Origin of the sequence: uncultured Xylophilus sp., from assembly GCA_913776965.1 — a bacterium.
GTDB lineage: Bacteria > Pseudomonadota > Gammaproteobacteria > Burkholderiales > Burkholderiaceae_C > Xylophilus.
The window spans coordinates 1-18,842 of record CAJYQL010000128.1 but is presented as its reverse complement, the minus strand read 5'-3'; the positions used below and the strand labels follow the sequence as shown (position 1 = coordinate 18,842).

The 18,842-nt window shown below is 70.7% G+C and carries 20 protein-coding genes and 1 tRNA gene; 11 read left to right on the top strand and 10 right to left on the bottom strand.

The features are described from left to right. Nucleotides 1-19: 19 nt before the first annotated feature. Together QZ500_RS17840 and QZ500_RS17835 are read left to right on the top strand one after the other, a co-directional pair. Nucleotides 20-1,888, top strand: a complete 1,869-nt coding sequence (locus QZ500_RS17840) for a DEAD/DEAH box helicase (RefSeq protein ID WP_295857143.1) — start codon at nt 20-22, stop codon at nt 1,886-1,888. Nucleotides 1,889-2,048: 160 nt separating this feature from the next. Continuing rightward, nucleotides 2,049-3,485 carry a sensor domain-containing diguanylate cyclase gene (locus QZ500_RS17835; RefSeq protein ID WP_295857358.1) on the top strand — a complete coding sequence of 479 codons (1,437 nt, stop codon included), beginning with the start codon at nt 2,049-2,051 and terminating at the stop codon, nt 3,483-3,485. A 49-nt stretch (nt 3,486-3,534) separates the two neighbouring features. Here QZ500_RS17835 and QZ500_RS17830 read toward each other — a convergent pair whose 3' ends face one another. Beyond that, complete coding sequence (locus tag QZ500_RS17830) at nt 3,535-4,809, bottom strand: multidrug effflux MFS transporter (protein WP_295857142.1); 1,275 nt, start codon at nt 4,807-4,809, stop codon at nt 3,535-3,537. A 126-nt stretch (nt 4,810-4,935) separates the two neighbouring features. Between QZ500_RS17830 and QZ500_RS17825 the strand changes: the two genes are divergently transcribed. Continuing rightward, nucleotides 4,936-5,367, top strand: a complete 432-nt coding sequence (locus QZ500_RS17825; RefSeq protein ID WP_295857140.1) for a hypothetical protein — start codon at nt 4,936-4,938, stop codon at nt 5,365-5,367. A 16-nt stretch (nt 5,368-5,383) separates the two neighbouring features. Here QZ500_RS17825 and QZ500_RS17820 read toward each other — a convergent pair whose 3' ends face one another. Both QZ500_RS17820 and QZ500_RS17815 read right to left on the bottom strand, forming a co-directional pair. Next, nucleotides 5,384-5,566, bottom strand: a complete 183-nt coding sequence (locus QZ500_RS17820; RefSeq protein WP_295857138.1) for a hypothetical protein — start codon at nt 5,564-5,566, stop codon at nt 5,384-5,386. Nucleotides 5,567-5,666: 100 nt separating this feature from the next. Beyond that, a complete protein-coding gene (locus tag QZ500_RS17815; RefSeq protein WP_295857136.1) occupies nt 5,667-5,996 on the bottom strand; it encodes a thioredoxin family protein in 330 nt (109 codons plus the stop codon). 139 nt (nt 5,997-6,135) lie between these two features. Between QZ500_RS17815 and QZ500_RS17810 the strand changes: the two genes are divergently transcribed. Together QZ500_RS17810 and QZ500_RS17805 are read left to right on the top strand one after the other, a co-directional pair. Then, nucleotides 6,136-6,540: a group II truncated hemoglobin gene (locus QZ500_RS17810; protein WP_295857134.1), complete on the top strand. Its 405-nt coding sequence runs from the start codon at nt 6,136-6,138 to the stop codon at nt 6,538-6,540. Between the two features lie 79 nt (nt 6,541-6,619). Continuing rightward, nucleotides 6,620-7,024: an FKBP-type peptidyl-prolyl cis-trans isomerase gene (locus tag QZ500_RS17805; protein WP_295857132.1), complete on the top strand. Its 405-nt coding sequence runs from the start codon at nt 6,620-6,622 to the stop codon at nt 7,022-7,024. A gap of 24 nt (nt 7,025-7,048) precedes the next feature. On the opposite strand, the gene QZ500_RS17800 is transcribed toward QZ500_RS17805, so the two are convergent. The 3 genes from QZ500_RS17800 to QZ500_RS17790 are packed head-to-tail and all read right to left on the bottom strand — an operon-like array spanning nt 7,049 to nt 9,836. Beyond that, nucleotides 7,049-8,026, bottom strand: coding sequence for a tripartite tricarboxylate transporter substrate binding protein (locus QZ500_RS17800; RefSeq protein WP_295857130.1), 978 nt, complete (start codon nt 8,024-8,026; stop codon nt 7,049-7,051). A 44-nt stretch (nt 8,027-8,070) separates the two neighbouring features. After that, on the bottom strand, nt 8,071-8,448 hold the full coding sequence (locus QZ500_RS17795) for a hypothetical protein (protein WP_295857128.1): 378 nt from the start codon (nt 8,446-8,448) through the stop codon (nt 8,071-8,073). Then, a complete protein-coding gene (locus tag QZ500_RS17790) occupies nt 8,445-9,836 on the bottom strand; it encodes an acyclic terpene utilization AtuA family protein (RefSeq protein ID WP_295857126.1) in 1,392 nt (463 codons plus the stop codon). Before QZ500_RS17790 ends, QZ500_RS17795 begins: the two co-directional genes overlap by 4 nt. Before the next feature lie 74 nt (nt 9,837-9,910). Here QZ500_RS17790 and QZ500_RS17785 point away from each other — a divergent pair, with 74 nt between their 5' ends. Next, nucleotides 9,911-10,828 carry a LysR family transcriptional regulator gene (locus tag QZ500_RS17785; protein ID WP_295857125.1) on the top strand — a complete coding sequence of 306 codons (918 nt, stop codon included), beginning with the start codon at nt 9,911-9,913 and terminating at the stop codon, nt 10,826-10,828. Nucleotides 10,829-10,909: 81 nt separating this feature from the next. On the opposite strand, the gene QZ500_RS17780 is transcribed toward QZ500_RS17785, so the two are convergent. Together QZ500_RS17780 and radC are read right to left on the bottom strand one after the other, a co-directional pair. Then, nucleotides 10,910-11,578, bottom strand: a complete 669-nt coding sequence (locus QZ500_RS17780) for a Smr/MutS family protein (protein ID WP_295857124.1) — start codon at nt 11,576-11,578, stop codon at nt 10,910-10,912. Next, entirely contained in the window at nt 11,575-12,252 is a 678-nt protein-coding gene (gene radC, locus QZ500_RS17775) for a DNA repair protein RadC (protein WP_295857123.1), read from the bottom strand. The genes QZ500_RS17780 and radC overlap by 4 nt, the downstream gene beginning before the upstream one ends. A gap of 142 nt (nt 12,253-12,394) precedes the next feature. Between radC and QZ500_RS17770 the strand changes: the two genes are divergently transcribed. Continuing rightward, nucleotides 12,395-12,853, top strand: coding sequence for an FKBP-type peptidyl-prolyl cis-trans isomerase (locus tag QZ500_RS17770; RefSeq protein WP_295857121.1), 459 nt, complete (start codon nt 12,395-12,397; stop codon nt 12,851-12,853). 110 nt (nt 12,854-12,963) lie between these two features. Beyond that, complete coding sequence (gene ispH / locus QZ500_RS17765) at nt 12,964-13,917, top strand: 4-hydroxy-3-methylbut-2-enyl diphosphate reductase (protein WP_295857356.1); 954 nt, start codon at nt 12,964-12,966, stop codon at nt 13,915-13,917. Nucleotides 13,918-13,961: 44 nt separating this feature from the next. On the opposite strand, the gene QZ500_RS17760 is transcribed toward ispH, so the two are convergent. Next, a complete protein-coding gene (locus QZ500_RS17760; RefSeq protein WP_295857120.1) occupies nt 13,962-14,585 on the bottom strand; it encodes a CBS domain-containing protein in 624 nt (207 codons plus the stop codon). Between the two features lie 55 nt (nt 14,586-14,640). Here QZ500_RS17760 and serS point away from each other — a divergent pair, with 55 nt between their 5' ends. From serS to QZ500_RS17745, 3 genes are all read left to right on the top strand, one after another. Beyond that, a complete protein-coding gene (gene serS, locus QZ500_RS17755) occupies nt 14,641-15,963 on the top strand; it encodes a serine--tRNA ligase (protein WP_295857118.1) in 1,323 nt (440 codons plus the stop codon). Nucleotides 15,964-16,005: 42 nt separating this feature from the next. Beyond that, nucleotides 16,006-16,095 (top strand) — tRNA-Ser (locus QZ500_RS17750). A gap of 344 nt (nt 16,096-16,439) precedes the next feature. Beyond that, entirely contained in the window at nt 16,440-17,585 is a 1,146-nt protein-coding gene (locus QZ500_RS17745; RefSeq protein ID WP_295857116.1) for a GGDEF domain-containing protein, read from the top strand. 3 nt (nt 17,586-17,588) lie between these two features. Here the strand turns inward: QZ500_RS17745 and QZ500_RS17740 are convergent, their stop codons facing one another. Further along, a complete protein-coding gene (locus tag QZ500_RS17740) occupies nt 17,589-18,755 on the bottom strand; it encodes a metallophosphoesterase (protein ID WP_366763531.1) in 1,167 nt (388 codons plus the stop codon). Nucleotides 18,756-18,842: the final 87 nt, after the last annotated feature.

Here is an 18,842-nt window from a genome sequence, read left to right as displayed (position 1 = left end):
GCTGTCCGAGAAAGACTCCATGACCGACACGCTCGCCGTGCAGGGCGACTTCGCGCCTGCGCAATCTTCCATCGATTCCACCACCTCCGCCGCCATCGAGCGCTTGGTGCCCGATACCGCCGCCGCTGCGGCCCTCGAAGCCCAGAGCGACGCTGCCGCACCGATGGCCGACGCACCGAACGGCTTCGTCCGCCTCGGCCTCGCACCCGAGCTGGTGCAGGCTGTCGCCGACCTGGGCTTCACCCAGCCCACCGGGGTGCAGGACAAGGCCATTCCGCTGGCGATGGGCTCCGGCGATGCCGGCGACCGCCGCTACATCGACCTGATGGTGTCCAGCCAGACCGGCAGCGGCAAGACCGCCGCCTTCCTGCTGCCGGTGCTGCACACGCTGATCCGCCAGCAGGCCGAAGCCGAAGCCGCCGAGCGTGCCGAGTTCGACCGTGCCGTGGCCGACGCGGCCGCCCGCGGCGAGCCGGCACCGAAGCGCGCCAAGCGCAAGGACCCGACCAACCCGCGCCACTTCAAGGCCGCCACCCCCGGCGCGCTGGTGCTGTGCCCGACGCGCGAACTCGCCCAGCAGGTCGCGCACGACGCGATCGACCTGGTGCGCCACTGCCGCGGACTGCGGGTCGCCAACGTGGTCGGCGGCATGCCCTACCAGCTGCAGATCGCCAAGCTGCAGAACGCCAACCTGGTGGTCGCCACCCCGGGCCGCCTGCTGGACCTGCAACGCTCGCAGCAATTGAAGCTCGACCAGGTGAAGTTCCTGGTGGTCGACGAGGCCGACCGGATGCTCGACCTGGGCTTCTCCGACGATCTGGCCGAGATCAACCAGCTCACCATCGAGCGCCAGCAGACCATGATGTTCAGCGCGACCTTCGCGCCGCGCATCCAGCAGCTGGCCGCCCGCGTGATGCGCGAGCCGCAGAAGCTGCAGATCGACAGCCCGCAGGAGAAGCACGCCAACATCCAGCAGAAGCTGTACTGGGCGGACAACGCGATGCACAAGCGCAAGATGCTCGATCACTGGCTGCGCGACACCACGATCAACCAGGCGATCGTGTTCGCGAGCACCCAGGTCGAATGCGACGGCCTGGCCAACGACCTGCAGCAGGACGGCTTCTCCGCCGTGGCGCTGCACGGCGCGCTGAGCCAGGGCCTGCGCAACCGCCGCCTGATGGCGCTGCGCAATGGCCAAGTGCAGATCCTGGTGGCGACCGACGTGGCCGCCCGCGGTATCGACGTGCCCACCATCACCCACGTCTTCAACTTCGGCCTGCCGATGAAGGCCGAGGATTACACCCACCGCATCGGCCGCACCGGCCGCGCCGGCCGCGACGGCCTGGCCGTGACCTTCGCCGAGATGCGCGACCGCCGCAAGATTTTCGACATCGAAGGCTACAGCCGCCAGCAGTTCAGGGCCGAGACCATCCCGGGCCTGGAGCCGCAGCAGCGCATGCCCGACATGCGCGGCCCGCGCGGCGGCGATTTCGGAGGCGGCCGTGGCCGTGACGCCGGCCGCCGCTTTGGTGGCGGCGGCGACGGCCACCGGTCCGGCCATGGCCGCGGTCCGGCCGGCGGTTACCAGAACGCCAGCGGCTTCAACCAGCGGGGCGGTGGCGACCGCGATGGTGGCTTCGGCCGCAAGCCCGGCTTCGGCGACGCCGCGGGCTTCGGCGGCGGCCGTCCGGCGCCGCGCGGCGACGGCTTCGGCCCGCGCCCGGACGCCCGCGGACCGCGCCCCGACAACTTCGGCGCGCGCCACGAAGGCTTCGGCGGCCGGGGCGACATGGGCGCCCGTCGCCCGGCCGGCGGCCGTCCGGCACCGGCCGGCAAGGGCTACGTGCCGCACGACGGCGCCCGACGCCCGGCCAAGCCGGTCCGCTGACGCACCGGCGACCTGCCGCAGCATCGAAAAAGGCCCTCCAGGGCCTTTTTCCGCTTTTGCGCTCTCCGCGTGCGTGGACAATGTCCGCCCGACCACCCTTCCCAGGAAAGCTGCCGTGACCGAACCGTCCCCGTCCTCGTCGTCCACCGACTTCGAGCACATGTTCGAGCTGGCGCCGGTCTCGCTGTGGCTCGAGGACTTCAGCGGCCTGAAGGCATTGCTCGACCGCTGGCGCAAGGAGGGCGTGACCGACCTGCGTCACTACCTGGAAGAAGACGCCGACCGCGTGCGGCAGTGCATGGCGTCGCTGCGGGTGTTGCGGGTCAACCAGCGCACGCTGGAACTCTTCGCCGCGCCCGACCAGGCGACGCTGGTCGCGCGGCTCGGCGACATCTTCCGCGACGACATGGCGCACCGGGTGATCGCCGAGCTGTGCCAGCTCTGGGAGGGCCGGCTCGGCTTCGTCAACGAGACGGTCAACTATGCGCTCGACGGCCGCCGCCTCGACGTGTTCATCCGGGCCCGGGTGCTGCCCGGCCATGCCGACCGCTGGGACCGGGTGCTGCTGTCGCTCGACGACATCACCGCGCGCAAGCAGTCCGAAGGCCGGCTGGCCGCGAGCGAGCGCTACGCGCGCGGGCTGTTCGACCATTCGCCGGTCTCGCTCTGGGTGGAGGATTTCAGCGCGGTCAAGCGGCTGCTCGACGATGTGCGGCTGCAGGGCATCCGGGACTTCGGCACCTTCATCAAGGTCCATCCGGAATTCGTCGAACGCTGCATGCAGGAGATCCGGGTCATCGACGTGAACCGCGAGACCCTGCGCATGTTCGCCGCCGAGAACAAGAACGAACTGCTGCGCAACACCGGCCGCATCTTCCGCGACGAGATGCGCGATTCCTTCGCCGAGCAGCTGCGCGACCTCTGGGACGGCAAGCTGCTGCAGCAGCGCGAGGTGGTGAACTATTCGCTCTCTGGCGAGCCGATCTACATCCACATGCAGTTCGCGGTGCTGGCCGACCGGCAGACCCACTGGGACCTGGTGCTGGTCTCGCTGGTGGACATCACTGCCCGCAAGAAAGCCGAGGCCTATCTGGAATACCTGGGCAAGCACGACGTGCTGACCCAGCTGCGCAACCGCGCCTTCTACACCGAGGAACTGAACCGCCTGTCGCGCAAGGGCCCGTGGCCGCTGTCGGTGCTGGTGATCGACGTGAACGGCTTGAAGCAGGTCAACGACGAGCAGGGCCATGCCGCCGGCGATGCGCTGCTGCGGCGCGTCGGCGAGGTGCTCGCCAAGACGGTCGATGCGCCGAACGTGGCCGCGCGCATCGGCGGCGACGAGTTCGTGATCCTGCTGCCCGGGACCGAAGAGCGGGGCGCGCAGAACCTGCGCGACCGGATGCTGTCGATCTTGGAACTGAACAACCAGTTCTATGCCGGGCAGACCGGACAGGTGCTCAGCGTGGCCGTCGGCATCGCGACCTGCGCGGCGGGCGACCAGATCGAGGCCGCGCTGGGCCGCGCCGACCAGGCGATGTACGTCGAGAAGGCCCGCTACTACCGGGAAACCGAGGGCGTCGACCGGCGCAAGCGCTGACCCCGCAGGTCGCGCGGACCTGCCGCCGTCAGGGCCTGGCGGGACGGCCTCAGCGCGCGGGGCCGGAGGCCGGCTCGGAGGACGCCGCCGGCGTGACCGCATCGACCGCCCGGCCGATCTCCGGCCAGCGGGCGTGGAGCACCAGCCAGGCGACCAGGCCGACGCCCATCATCATCAGCGACGCGGCTGCCAGCCCGACGGTCGAATGCATCACCAGCGGCGCGATCACGCCCGCCACGATGCCGTTGGCTGCCGATCCGACGAAGGCCTGCAGCGACGACGCCATGCCGCGGCGCTCGGGGTACAGGTCCAGCATCAGCAGCGTGACCACCGGCACCATCAGCGCCCAGCCGAAGGCGAAGACCGCGATCGGCACCAGGGCCCACACGGCGTGCGCCGGGAACAGCAGGTTGGCGGCGAGGTTTAGCACCGACACCGTCAGCATCACCACGAAGCCGTGGCGGATCTGCCGCTTCGGCGCGATACGCCCGGCGAGCCGGCCGCTCAGCCATGCGCCCGACATGATGCCGGCGATGGTGAGCACGAAGAACCAGAAAAACTGCGTGGGGGCCAGTCCCAGGTGGTCGCCGAGGAACGCGGGCGCCGACAGCACGTACAGGAACATGCCGTTGAACGGGATGCCGCTGGCCAGCGCCAGCAGCAGGAAGCGCGGACTGGAGCCGAGCTGCCAGTAGCCGCGCATCAGGTGCGGCACGTTGAACGGCTGGCGCAGTGTGGGGTGCAGCGTCTCCGGCAGCAGGCGCAGGTTGGCGGTCCAGAGCACCACGCCCACCGCCGTCAGGAACCAGAACACGCTGTGCCAGCCCAGGTGCACGAACAGCCAGCCGCCGACGATCGGCGCGACCGCCGGCGCCACGCCGAAATAGATCGTCACCTGGCTCATCACCTTCTGCGCCTGCGCGGGCGGGAACATGTCGCGGATCACCGCACGCGAGACGACGATGCCGGCGCCGGTCGACAGGCCCTGCAGTGCCCGGAAGAAGACGAGCTGCCCGACCGTCTGCGACAGGGCGCAGCCGGCCGATGCCAGCGTGAAGGCGGCCAGCCCCCACAACACCACCGGCCGGCGGCCGAAGCTGTCGGCCAGCGCACCGTGGAACAGGTTCATGAAGGCAAAGCCGAACAGGTAGGCCGACAGCGTCTGCTGCATCTCCACCGGCGTGGCGCCGAGCGCCTGCGCGATGCCCGAGAACGCCGGGATGTAGGTGTCGATCGAGAACGGCCCCACCATGCCGAGCACGGCGAGCAGGACGGCCAGCGCCCATTGGGGGGCACGCCAGAGGGTGTGGGCGTCGGGATTCATGGGAAGGGGCCGAGAGGGCGAGCAGGAGAGGACAGGAAGCTACCGCATGCTACAGGCGGGTGCGGTAGTGGCGGATACGATGGCGGCGAACGTTGTGTGTGGCTTTCACCAGGAGATGCAAGCGCTATGACCGCTTTGACCGACGAGGGATTGGTGCAGGAACTCAACCACGCGCGCCCGGAGGACCGGGTGCTTTTCGCCACGGCGGTCCCGGCCAAGGGCCCGGGCCTGCGGCTGCGCGACCGCCAGTCGGTCGGGCCGCTGCAGTTCGAGGGCGATGCGATCGCGTCGATCGTGCGGCCGCCGGACGCGGAGAACGACCCGCCGCCGTCGGCCGACGGCCAGTTCGGTCCGGCGCCCGACGACGAGCCCGAATACGCGGTGCGCTGCTGGGTCGACGGCGAACGCTGCGGCGCCGAGATCGTCCACCGCGACCCGGTCGACGGCAGCCAGAAGGACGTCGCGACCTGGGAAGGCGAATTCTTCGGCGGCGCGCAGGACGTGGACGCCGTGCGCATCGCCACCATCGCGATCGCCCGGCGCCAGCTCGATCTGTAACGTCGCGGGCCGCGCTTCAGTCCGCGCGGCCGGCAGGGGTGTCGCCGGTGTCCGCGTCGGGCGCGGGCGGCGGGGTATGCCGCGCGGCGTCTTCCTCGCGGTGGCGGTCGGAGTTGGTGAGTGTGTCCAGCGCGTCGGGCAAATGGAGCACCTCGTTCATCTTCTCGATGTCGCTTTGCGGAAGGGGGGATGTGGCCATCGTTGCCTCCTGTGTTGTGGTGGATGGGTAACTGTCGCACCACCTTAATCCTCCGGGCACGGCCGGGCCGTAGGACGGCGGAGCGCCTGCGGCGGCGCGATCAGCGGGCGGCGATCTTCGCGAGCGCGTCGATCACGTCGCCCGGACCGTCCGGCCGCACCACCCGGGCGACCTCCTGGCCGTCGCGCAGGAACACCAGCGTCGGCCAGAGCTTGACCTTGAACGAGCGGCCGAGCGGCCGGCCGCTGCCGTCCTCGACCTTCAGGTGGCGCACCTCGGGATGCACCGCGAAGGCTTCCGCGATCGCCGGCTGCGCCGCCTTGCAGAAGCCGCACCAGTTGGTGCCGAACTCCACCACGGTGGCGCCGGCGGTGGCATCGAGGTCGGCCCGCGCGGGCGCGTCGGGGGAATAGGTGGTTTCGTAAGGCATGGCGTCTCCGGCGGATGCAGGGGCCCCATGCTGGGCCCGGGCCGGAGCAGGGCGGATACTGAACGTTCGTCGCGTCTGCGCTATGCTATTGATTTCATAGCTGGGTGCGCAGCACCGGCGGGCGCAGGAGCCGGATTTCATGCAGATCGAAGACACACCCCCGTTCGACACCCCCTTCGACTGGATCGGCGGCGAAGACCGCGTGCGCGCGCTGGTCGACCGCTTCTATGACCTGATGGACCTGGAGCCGGCCTATGCGGCCTTGCGCGCCGCCCACGGCCCGGAACTGGAAAACGCCCGCCAGCGGCTGTTCTGGTTCCTCTGCGGCTGGCTGGGCGGGCCGCAGCACTACACCGATCGCTTCGGCCATCCGATGCTGCGGGCGCGGCACATGCCCTTCTCGATCGGCATCCGCGAGCGCGACGAGTGGCTGGCCTGCATGGACCAGGCGATGGGCGAGACCGGCGTGCCCGAGGCACTGCGGACACGTCTGAACAAGAGCTTTTTCCAGACCGGCGACTGGATGCGCAACAAGGGCGTCTGAGCGCTGCCGCATGTGTCTCGGCCGCATCGGTCAGACTCGCGGCTTCCCTCCACTTTGCCGGCGCACCGCCGCCCGACCGATGACATCTGCTTCCGCCCTGGCCGTCCTGTTCGCATCCGCCTGTCTGCTGCCGCTCGCCGCAGCCGCCGAAACGCTGCCCTCCGGCGTCAAGGTCGACCACCTGAAGGTCGGCACCGGCGCGCAGCCGACGGCGACCAGCACCGTCAAGGTCCACTACCGCGGCACGCTGGCCGACGGCAAGGAATTCGACAGCTCGTACAAGCGCGGCGAGCCGATCTCGTTCCCGCTGAACGGCGTGATCCCGTGCTGGACCCAAGGCGTGCAGACGATGAAGGTCGGCGGCAAGGCGAAGCTGACCTGCCCGGCGGCCACCGCCTACGGCGCACGCGGCGCGGGCGGCGTGATCCCGCCGAACGCGGACCTCACCTTCGAGGTCGAGCTGCTCGACATCGCGGCACGCTGACCCTGCGTCGCCGCGCGGACCGGATCACTCCGCCTGGATGCCGGCCGCCTTCACGATGCGGCCCCACTTCTGCGATTCGGCGGCCTGGAACTTCGCCAGCTCCTCGGGCGAGGTGGTGAACACCTCAGTGCCGGTCGGCTCGTAGAAGGCAGTGCGGGCGGCGTCACTCTTCGCGGCCTTCGCCAGCAGGTCGTGCAGCCGCTGCACCAACGTCGGCGGCGTCTTCGCCGGCGCGTAGGCGGCGAACCAGTAGCCCATCTCGTAGCCCGGTACGCCCGCTTCGGCGATGGTCGGCACGTCGGGGGCCAGCGGCGAGCGCTTGGCGCTCGACATGCCCAGGGCGCGCAGCTTGCCGGCCTTCACCTGCGGCAGGCCGGTCGCGGTGTCGGTGATCATGGTGTCGATCTGCCCGCCGAGCAGGTCGGTCACGCCGAGCGTGTTGCTCTTGTACGGGACGTGCAGCAGCTTGATATCGGCCATCTGCTGCAGCAGCTCGCCCGCCATGCGCGAGGACGAGCTGCCGCTGCCGAAGCTGTACTTGCCCGGTTCCTTCTTCGCTGCGGCGATGAATTCGCCCACCGTCTTCGCCGGGAAGGCGGGGTTCACCACCATGATCTGCCCGCCCTTGCCGAGCGCGGTGACCGGTGAGAAATCCTTCACCGGGTCGTACGGCAGCTTCTTGTAGAGGTGCTCGTTGGCCGCGTGCGTCGTGTTGGTGGTGATCAGCACGGTGTAGCCGTCGGGCGCGGCCTTGGCGACCTGCTGCGACGCGATGAAGCCGCTTGCGCCGGCGCGGTTGTCGATCACCACCGGCTGCTTGGTCTCGGCCGTCACGCCGTTGGCTAGCGCCCGGGCGATCTGGTCGGTGGCGGTGCCGGCGGCGAACGGCACGACGAAGGTGATCGGCTTGTCGGGGAACGACTGGGCCGCGGCGGGCAGGGCGGCGGCGAAGCCGAGCGCGGCAGCGGCGGCGAGGGCGGTGATGCGGAAGCGCGGATGCATGAAAGTCTCCTGTTGGAATGGGGGAACGGGGAAAAAGCGGGAGATCAGACGGCCGGTCCGGCCAGCCGGTGCTGCAGCTCCGCCGGCACGGCGACCGGCATGTCGAGCAGCAGAAAGGCGAGCGCCTTGCCGTGGGTGTCGAGGTTGAGCGCGTCGTTCACGCCGCCGTCGAGCACCGCGTCGAGCACGAAGTTCATCGCCTGCAGGCTCGGCAGCAGGTAGCGCTGGACCGCGGCAGGCCGGCGGTGCGCGAACTGCGCCGCGACCGCCTCCGGCGTGACCTGCGCGACCAGCAGCGGCCAGAGGTCCGGGTGCCAGGCGATCACGCTGATGTTGGACCGGTCGCCCTTGTCGCCGGTGCGGCCGTGGGCCAGCCGGTAGAGCGGCACGGTGACGGTGCGTTCGGTGGTGGCGGCGGTCATCGGCCTTCTCCGGTGCAGACGATCGTGTGCGCAACCGGCACGGCGGTGCGCGGCAGCAGGCACGAGACGGTGTTGAGCCGGGGCGTGAGGGCGGTGCGCACGCCGCCGCCGCCGGCCGGGCCGCAGGTGTAGAGCGCGGTCACCTCGCGCACCAGCCGCTCGGCCTCGGCGCGGGAAGCGTGCGCGGCAGCGACCCGCAGCCGCACATCGCGCAGCCCGGCGTCGGGCGTGGCGGTGCGCAACCGGCCGGCGTCGTCGCCGAAGATGCTCACCGCGCCTATCAGGTCGATGCGGAGGGCCAGCGCGGGCAGTCGTTTCGCCAGCACCTCGCCCGCCAGCCGGGCGCGCGCTTCTGCGCGGGGCCCGGCATAGGAAATCTCCCCCTCGGCCAGCCAGCCGCCTTCGTAGCAGACATTCACCTTCAGCGTGTCCGGCCGTGGGTGGCCGCGCACCCCGTCGAGTGCGACGCGGCCGTCTTCGGCAGCCTGCACCGTCGCCTCCGCGATGTCCGCGACCACGTCGGGAGTCAGGTAGCCGGCGGGGTCGTGCACCTCGTAGAGCAGCTGCTCCTTCACCGTCGCTTCGTTCAGGCAGCCGCCGGTGCCGTCGGCCTTGACGATGGTGCAGCGGCCGTCGGCGTCGATCTCGGCAACCGGGAAGCCGACGGCCTCCAGGCCGGGCACGTCCTTGTAGCCGGGGTCGGCGAAGTAGCCGCCGCAGACCTGCGCGCCGCATTCCAGCAGATGCCCGGCCATGGTGGCGCGGGCGATGCGGTCCCAGTCGTCGTCGGCCCAGCCGTAGTGCGCCAGCGCCGGCCCGACCGCGAGCGACGGATCGGCCACCCGGCCGCAGACCACTACCTGCGCCCCGTCGCGCAGGGCGGCGGCGATCGGCGCTGCGCCGATGTAGGCGTTGGCGCTCACGATGTCGCGGCCGGCGATGCGGTCGCCGAGCAGGGTGCGCAGCTGCGGCATGGCGTCGCTTTCGCGCAGGTCGTCGCCTTCGACCACCGCGATGCGCGGCGCCGGGCAGCCGGCCTCGGCCGCCAGCGCGGCGATGCGCCGGGCGGCGGCGCGTGGGTTCGCCGCGCCGAAGTTGCTGACGATGCCAATGCCGTGCGCCAGGCAGCGGGCCAGCACCGGCCGCAGCAGGTCGTCGAGCAGCGGCTCGTAGCCGGCATCGGGGTCGGCGCGGCGGCGCAACTGCGCGAGCGCCAGCGTGCGCTCGGCCAGCGTCTCGAAGATCAGGAACGCCCGGGCGCCGGCCGGCGCTGCGGCGAGCTGGGCGATCAGCGTCTCGACCACCGGCCCGGCCGCGTCGGTGCGGTCGCCGGAAAAGCCGGCGGCGCAGCCGACGAACAGCGGGGGAGGGGTGGACGGTGCGGCCATGCGCTGCACTGTAGGCAGGATGGGCTGATCCGTAAAATCGAAAGTTCGGATCGATTCATCCACACACCCGATCAATGCCTCCCGCGCCGCCCGATCTGTCCACCCGCCAGCTACGCGCCTTCCTCGCGCTCGCCGACCGGGCCAGCTTCACCCGGGCGGCCGAGGCGGTGCACCTGTCGCAGCCGGCCTTCAGCGCGCTGATCCAGGCGCTGGAGGACGCTGTGGGCACGCGGCTGTTCGACCGCACCACCCGCAGCGTGCAGCTCACGCCCGAGGGCCGGCTGTTCGAGCCGTCGGCCCGCCGGCTGCTCGCGGGCATGGCCGAGGCGCTGCAGGACCTGGGCGACCAGGTCGAGCGGCGGCGCGGCCGGGTCCACATCGCCGCGCTGCCGTCGCTCGCGGCCGGCTGGCTGCCGGCGCTGTTCGCCGAATTCCGCGCGGCCTGGCCGGGCGTCGAGCTGGCGCTGTCGGACCAGCTGTCGGACGCCTGCGTCGACCTGGTGCGCGGCGGGCAGGCCGACTTCGCGCTCGCCTCCGGCGGCACCCGGCCGGCCGACGCAGCGGGCCTGGCGATGCAGCCGCTCTGCACCGACCGCTTCCACCTGGTCTGCCGCGCCGACCATCCGCTCGCCGCGATGGCCCGGCCGTCGCTGCGCCGCATCGCGCAGTACCCGTTCGTCCACATGACCCGCAACAGCAGCGTGCGGCAGGCACTGGAGGCGGCGCTGCATCCGCTGGCGATGAACACGGTGCTGGAGGTCGAGCAGCTCGCCACCGTCATGGGCATGGTGGAGGCGGGCGTCGGCATCAGCGTGGTGCCGACGCTCACCCTGTACCAGTTCCGCCGCGAGACGCTGGCGATCCGCCCGATCCCGCTGCCGCAGCTGACGCGGCGGATCTACCTGGTGCGGCGGCGCGACGGCAGCCTGTCGGTCGCCGCGCAGACGCTGCACGACCTGGTGGTCGCGCGGCTGGGGTCGATCGGCCGCTGAACCGATGTGCTATGAAAAGAAGAGCTGCCTGCGCAGGTGGGGCGGGCGCTGGATGCTCAAAAGCATCGTAACAATGACCGGTCAGCCGCCGTAGCGCGATACCGGCCGCAGCAGCACCACCAGCGCGCCGGCGCCGCCTTCCAGCGGCCGCGCCTGCACGAAGGCCAGCACTTCGTTCTTCTGCACCAGCCAGGACTGCACCCGGCTCTTGAGCACCGGCGTGCGGCCGGGCGAACCGAGTCCCTTGCCGTGCACCACCCGCAGGCAGCGCAGGCCCTGCTTGTGGCATTCGCGGATGAAGGCGGCGAGCGCCTCGCGCGCCTCGTCGGTGCGCAGGCCATGCAGGTCGAGCTGGCGCTGGATCGACCAGTCGCCGCGCCGCAGCCGCTGGGTCACGTCCACGTTCACGCCGGGGCGGCGGAAGCTCAGCTGGTCGTCGGTATCCAGCAGCGTGCTCACGTCGAAGTCGTCGCTGATCGATTCGAGCAGCACCCGCTGCTCGTCCAGCTGGCGCTGCACCGGGATCGGCGGCGGCGGCTCCGGCGCGAGCGCGGCGCGGCGGCGGTCGGGCAGCGGCTGCACCGGGCCGACAGCGCGCGCGAACATCTGCTGCTCGGCCTGGCGCCGCTCCTCGGCCGCGCGGCGGCGTGCCTCGGCCGCGGCCGCCTGCGCGGCGCGCTCGGCCAGCGCCCGGCGGATCGCCTGCAGGTCCTGCAGCGAACGGGCGGTGAGCGCGTCGCCGGCCGTCACATCAGCCCTTCCTCGGCCATCGACAACGTCTGGCCGGCCGCGACGATCACATGGTCCAAGACCCGCACGTCGACCAGCGCCAGCGCGGATGTCAGCGTCTGCGTGAGCGCCTGGTCGGCCCGCGACGGCCGGGTGCTGCCGCTCGGATGGTTGTGCGCCAGCACGACCGCGGCGGCGCCGTGGTGCAGCGCGCGGATCACCACCTCGCGCGGGTAGACGCTGCTCTGCGTCAGCGTGCCGCGGAACATCTCTTCCAGCACGATCAGCCGGTGCTGGGCATCGAGGAACAGCACCGCGAAGACCTCGTGCGGGCGGTGCGCCAGGTGCAGCTGCAGGTACTCGCGCACCGCCCGGGGGCTGTCGATCGCCTCGCGGGTGCGCAGCCGCTCGGCAAGCGCGCGGCGCGAGAGTTCCAGCACCGCGACCAGCTCGGCGCGCTTGGCGCTGCCGCCCAGGCCCTTGACCGACTTCAGGTCCTCGGCGGTGGCGCACAGCAGCCCGGCGATGCCGCCGAAGCGGTCGAGCAGCTCCTGCGCCAGCTGCAGCACCCCCTTGCCCGGCAGGCCGGTGCGCAGCAGCAGCGCCAGCAGTTCCGCATCGGCGAGCGCCGCCGCACCGCGGGCGAGCAGCTTCTCGCGCGGTCGGGCGTCGGCGGGGAGGTCCTTGAACGACATGCGAGGGGTGGAGTGGGGCGTGGCGGGCGGCGTCGAGGTAAAAGCCGGGCAGGCCGGATGCGCGTCCCCGGGGGCAATCACCGGTGCATGTCGGGGCATGACCGGCTTCCTACAATCGGGGCCAGTTTATTCCCTGCGCCCCATGTCCACCGAGCACGCCCCCGCCACCGTCCAGCCCGGCTCCTTCCTGACGCTGCACTACCGTCTGTCGGGCCCCGCCGGCGACGTCATCAACACCTTCGACGGCAAGCCGGCGACGCTGTCGCTCGGCGCCGGCGAGCTTTCCCCGGCCGTGGAAGAGAAGCTGATCGGCCTGCCGGAAGGTGCCCGCACCCGCTTCGACCTGCCCGCCGGCGCCGCCTTCGGCGAACGCAATCCCGAGATGCAGCAGTGGGTCGCGCGCAGCCTGCTCGCCCGCCTGGGCGATCCGGACGAGCAGTACGCCGTCGGCGACGTGGTCCAGTTCCCGACGCCCGACGGCACCGGCCAGTACGCCGGCGCGGTGCGCCAGCTGCGCGACGACGCGGTACTGTTCGACTTCAACCATCCGCTGGCCGGCCAGCCGGTGAGCTTCGAAGTCCACGTGATCGGCATCCTGTGAGCACGCCCGCACCGTCCTCTGAAACGGCATCCGCACCGGCCGACACGCTGGTGCTGCCCGCCGGCCGTCCCGAGCTGGGGCCGGGCTCGGGCGCCGGCATCCAGGCGCAGATGGTCGCGGTCGCCCCGGGCGAGAAGCAGATCGTGCTGGCCGAGCCACGCGGCTTCTGCGCGGGCGTGGATCGCGCGATCGAGATCGTCGAACGAGCGCTGGCCAAGTTCGGCGCGCCGATCTACGTGCGCCACGAGATTGTGCACAACACCTTCGTCGTCAACGACCTGAAGGCCAAGGGCGCGATCTTCATCGAGGAGCTGTCGGACGTGCCGCCCGGCGCCACGCTGGTCTTCAGCGCGCACGGCGTGAGCCGCGCGGTGCAGGACGAGGCCCGGGCGCGCGGCTTCTCGATCTTCGACGCCACCTGCCCGCTGGTGACCAAGGTCCACGTCGAGGTCGCGAAGCTGGCCCGGGAAGGCTACGAATTCATCATGATCGGCCACAAGGGCCACCCGGAAGTCGAGGGCACGATGGGCCAACTCGATTCCGGCATCCACCTGGTCGAGGACGTGGCCGACGTCGCCCGCGTGCAGCCCGCGCAGACCGAACGGCTGGCGGTGGTGACGCAGACCACGCTGAGCGTGGACGACGCGGCGGAGATCTCGGCGGCCGTCCGTGCACGCTTCCCGAGCGTGCGGGAACCCAAGCAGCAGGACATCTGCTACGCCACCCAGAACCGCCAGGACGCGGTGAAGGTGCTGAGCCCGCAGGTGGACCTGGTGATCGTGGTCGGCAGCCCGACCAGCTCCAACAGCAACCGGCTGCGCGAACTGGCCGAACGGCTCGGCACCCGCGCCTTCATGGTCGACGATGCGAGCGAGCTGCAGGAAGGCTGGTTCGAGGGCGTGCAGCGGGTCGGCCTGACCGCCGGGGCTTCCGCGCCCGAGGTGCTGGTCCGTGCGGTGATCGACCGGATCAAGGCGATGGGCGCGGTGTCGGTCCGCAAGATGGACGGTATCGAGGAAACGGTGAAGTTCCCCCTGCCCAAGGGCTTGCGGCTGGACGCCTGAGACAGCGCCGGCCGGCCGCACCCGCCGGACAGGGCCTGAGCGTCTCAGGTCCAGGTGTCGAGCGCGGCTTCTTCCGCCAGCACCCGCAGCAGATCGCCGCGCGCGACGAAGCCCGCCAGGCCGCCGTCGGCATCGATGACCGGCAGGCCGGGCAGGCCGCTGTCGAGCAGCACCCGCGCCACGCGGCGCACCTCGGTCGTCGGCGTGGCCGCCGGCACCGGCGACAGCATGTGCGCCTCCACCGCCGCCGCGGCGTCGGGCACCGCCAGCAGTTCCGCCCGGCCGATCAGGCCGACCAGCTGCTGCTGCCGGTCGAGGACCGGCGCCTGGCCCACGCCATGCCGCACCAGCCAGCCAGCGGCTTCCGCCAGCGTCGCGTCGGCCTGCACCGTCACGACGTTGCGCGACATCACTGTGTCTACCGTCCGGGGTGTCCGCGCAGGGACCGGCTGCGCGGCCTGCGCATACGCGGCCACCGCATCCTGCGCCACCCCGTGCGGGGGCCGTGCCGGGGTGTCCGTGGGCGGCGTATCGAGCGCCTCGGCGCGCTCGTCGGCCATGAAGGCGTGGACCGTGTCGAGCCGCTCGATGCGGCGCACCGGCGTCACCGGCATGTTCTCGGCACCGCCGCTGTAGAGGCGCCCCCCGACCCCGTAGACGTGGAACATGCGGATCTCCCGGAGAAGCCAAATCCGCGATGGTACGGCTCCCTACAATCCGGCCATGCTCGACATCACCCTTCTGCGGCGCGACCTCGACGCCGTCCTGGCCCGCCTTGAAACCCGCAAGCGTCCGCAGCCTTTCCTCGACGTGGACGCCTTCAAGGCGCTCGAATCCGAACGCAAGACCATCCAGACCCGTACCGAGGAACTGCAGGCCCGCCGCAACAGCCTGTCCAAGCAGATCGGCCAGCTGAAGGCCAAGGGCGAGAGCGCCGATGCCGTCATGGCCGAAGTGGGCGCGCTGAAGGCCGAACTCGACGCCTCGGCCGCGCGGCTCGACGCCCTGCAGCCCGAACTGCAGGCGCTGCTGCTGGCCGTGCCCAATCTGCCGCATGCCAGCGTGCCGGTGGGCGAGGACGAATCCGCCAACGTCGAGGTCCGCCGCTGGAGCCCGAGCGGGCTCGCGCCGCGCAGCCTGGATTTCCCGGTCCGGGACCATGTCGACCTGGGCACGCCGCTCGGCCTCGACTTCGAGACCGGCACCAAGCTCGCCGGTGCGCGGTTCACCGTGATGAAGGGGCCGGTCGCACGGCTGCACCGCGCACTCGCGCAGTTCATGCTGGACGTGCAGACGCAGGAGCACGGCTACACCGAGTGCTACGTGCCCTACATCGTGAATGCCGAATCGATGCGCGGCACCGGCCAGCTGCCGAAGTTCGAGGGCGATTTATTCGCTGCGAAGAAAGGCGGCCAGGACGCGGAGCCGGTACCCGACAACGCGGCGCTCTACCTGATCCCGACCAGCGAAGTGCCGCTGACCAATTTCGTGCGCGACGAGTTGGTCGCCGAAGCCGACCTGCCGATCCGCCTGACCGCCCATACACCGTGCTTCCGCTCCGAGGCCGGCAGCGCCGGCCGCGACACCCGGGGACTGATCCGCCAGCACCAGTTCGACAAGGTCGAGATGGTGCAGGTGGTGCATCCCGAGAAAAGCGACGAAGCGCTGGAAGCGATGGTCGGCCATGCCGAAGCCGTGCTGCAGAAGCTGGAACTGCCGTATCGCGTGGTCCAACTTTGCACCGGCGACATGGGCTTCGGCGCTGCCAAGACCTACGACCTGGAAGTGTGGCTGCCTGCGCAGAACACGTACCGCGAGATCAGCTCGGTCTCCAACTGCGAAGCCTTCCAGGCGCGCCGGCTGCAGGCCCGCTTCAAGAACGCGCAGGGTAAGAACGAGTACCTGCACACCTTAAACGGTTCCGGCCTCGCCGTCGGCCGTACGCTGGTCGCGGTGCTGGAAAACCACCAGAACGCGGACGGCAGCATCGCCGTGCCCGCTGCGCTGCAGCCGTATCTCGGTGGCCTGACCGTGCTGCGGGGCTGAGAAGGCGTCGAAGGTCTGCTAGAATCCGCGCTTCGACACACAGGAGAGGTGGCAGAGTGGTCGAATGTACCTGACTCGAAATCAGGCGTACGTGCAAGCGTACCGTGGGTTCGAATCCCACCCTCTCCGCCACATGCAAAAAGCCTTGCAAGCCGACCGCTTGCAGGGCTTTTTTCTTAGTGCTCTTTGGAGCGATAAGGCGTCAGACTCTCGCACCATCCGGCGCCTTGATTGGCGCGAATCGAATATTCCAGCGGCCTCGAAGCACACACGAGCCACTGATCTCCTCCGTTGGGCGAGGAGCCTGAAGCTCCCGCGGTCAGCGCTATATGTCCCGCTAAGGCGACAATCTGATTCATGGTGTTTCCTCTCCGGCCGGACGTTCCCGGGTTCATGACTTGGCGTGTAAAGCCCATGTCGTTGATTGCCGCTTGCATGAACTTGTCAGGAAGGCAGGCCGGCCCGACAGGCGCCCGATGACCGAATCCTCCGCCAAGCTCCCCAGCCCCAAAGTCCACTGGCTGGTGCGGATGAACCACCGCAACCGCAGCTTCTTCGACGGCCTGCTGTTCCTCGCGCTGGCAGCCCACCTGATCGCCATCGGGACCGGGGCGGTGGTCTGGGCCCTGCTGGTGCTGCAGTTCCTCGTCTGTCCGCACCTGCAGTACGCCTGGGCCCGCCACGCACGCGACCAGCGTGCGGCCGAGATGAAGAACCTGTCGGCCGATGCAGTGATGGGCGGGCTCTGGGCGGCGGGGCTGGGGCTGCCGTTGTGGGTCGCCTTCACACTGTTCATCGGCAACTGCCTCAACATGGTGGTGTTCTACGGCTACCGGGGGCTGTGGCGGCTGGCGGCGACCTGGGGAGGCGCCGTGGTGGCGACGCTGGTGTCGGGTTGGGGGGCGCCGCTGCAGCCGGCGACCGATCTGCCGACCGCACTGCTCTGCATCGTGGCCACGACGCTTTATCTGATCATGTTCGCCTACGACGGCTTCCGCCGTGCGATGGACCAGCACCAGGCCAACGGCCGGCTGCGCACACAGAACGACGAGATCCGCGCGCTGCAGGCGCTGCTGCTGGAGCAGGCGGTGCGCGATCCGCTGACCGGCCTCTACAACCGCCGCCACCTGAGCGCGGTGGCCGACGAACTGCTGGCGCGCTGCCGTGCGACGGGGGCGCCCGTCTCGGTCGTACTGATCGACATCGACCATTTCAAGGACATCAACGACACGCACGGCCATGCCGCTGGCGACGCCACCCTGCAGGTCCTCGCCCGGCTGATGCTCGGCCATGTGCGGCCGCAGGACATCGCCTGCCGGTACGGGGGCGAGGAATTCCTGTTGCTGATGGCGGAGGCGCCGCTGGCGATCGCGACGGAGCGGGCCGAGCAGGTGCGGCTTGCTTTCGTGTCCACGCCGATACGGCACGGCGACGCCACGTTGTCGGCCACGCTGTCCTGCGGCGTGGCGACCTTCCCGGACCATGCGCGCGGCGCCGGGCAGGCGGCGCCAGCGACCGATCTGATCGGACTGGCGGACAAGGCGCTCTACCGCGCCAAACGCGAAGGCCGCAACCGGGTGGCAACCGCCGGGCCGGCCGTTGCAGCGGACGCGGCCGGGTGACCTTCAGGCTGCGGCGCGCAGCCGTACCAGCGTGATCTCCGACGGTGCACCGAGCCGCTTGGGCGGACCCCAGTAACCGGTGCCCCGGCTGACGTACACCTGCAGCGCGCCGACCCGGTGCAGCCCGGAGACGAAGGGCTGCTGCATCGGCACGAACAGGTTCCACGGCCAGAACTGGCCGCCATGCGTGTGCCCCGACAGCTGCAACTGACAACCCGCCGCCGCCACGGCAGGCGCGCTGCGAGGCTGGTGCGCCAACAGGATGCGGGGGGCGCCGGCCGGTGCCCCGGCGATTGCCTGCACGGGGTCGCTCGCCTGGCTGCGGTCGAAATGGCCGGCATGGAAATCCGTGACGCCGGCGATCACCAGGCCTGGATCGCCCAGGCCATCGGGCGCGGGCCGCTGCAGCACCACATGTTCGTTCAGCAGCACGCTCAGGCCGAGCCGCCGCAGTTCCGCGATCCAGGGCCGGGCGCCGGCGTAGTACTCGTGGTTGCCCGTCACGACGAAGACGCCATGGCGGCTGTGCAGGCCGGCCAGGGGCGCTACATGCGCCCGCAACTCCGGAACGCTGCCGTCCACCAGATCGCCGGTGATCGCGACCGCATCGGCCTGCAGGGCATTTACCCGGTCCACGATGCGCTGCACATAGCCACGGCGGATCGTCGGTCCCACATGCAGGTCGCTCAGCTGGGCGATGGTGAAGCCGTCCCAGGCCGGGGGTAGGCCAGGCAGGGCGATGTCGATCCGCCGGACCCGGGCCGTGCGGCGGGCGTTCGCGAGCCCGACCAGCGACGCGAGCACCGCGCCGACGACGACGGCCGCGGCGCTGAGAGATGCCAGCCGGTCCCCATCTTTCCCGCCCGCCACCCAGGCCACGAGCAATCCTCCGTCGCGCAGCAGGGCGAGCAGCATCAGGCTGGAGAACCAGCCCATCGCCACCAAGCCTGCCCACTGCAGCACCCGACCGCCGCGCTGCGCCCCAAGGTCAGAGCGCAGGAACGGCAGCGGCACCAGGACTGCCGACGCTGCCAGGGCCGCCGCCAGCGCCGCCCCGGCTGGCCACCAGGGCGCGAGCGCCGGGACGAGCCGCAGCGCCAGATAGAGATGGAGCAGGGCGGTCAGCAGGGTCAGGCGTCGCAAGGGCATCGACGGCACATGCGGCCGCATCGCCGGTTTGGAATGGTGGGGCGCGAATCCGTTTCCGGGGACGCATGCCGGCGGCCCCGCCGTGTCGGACGGCGCCACCGGCATGCG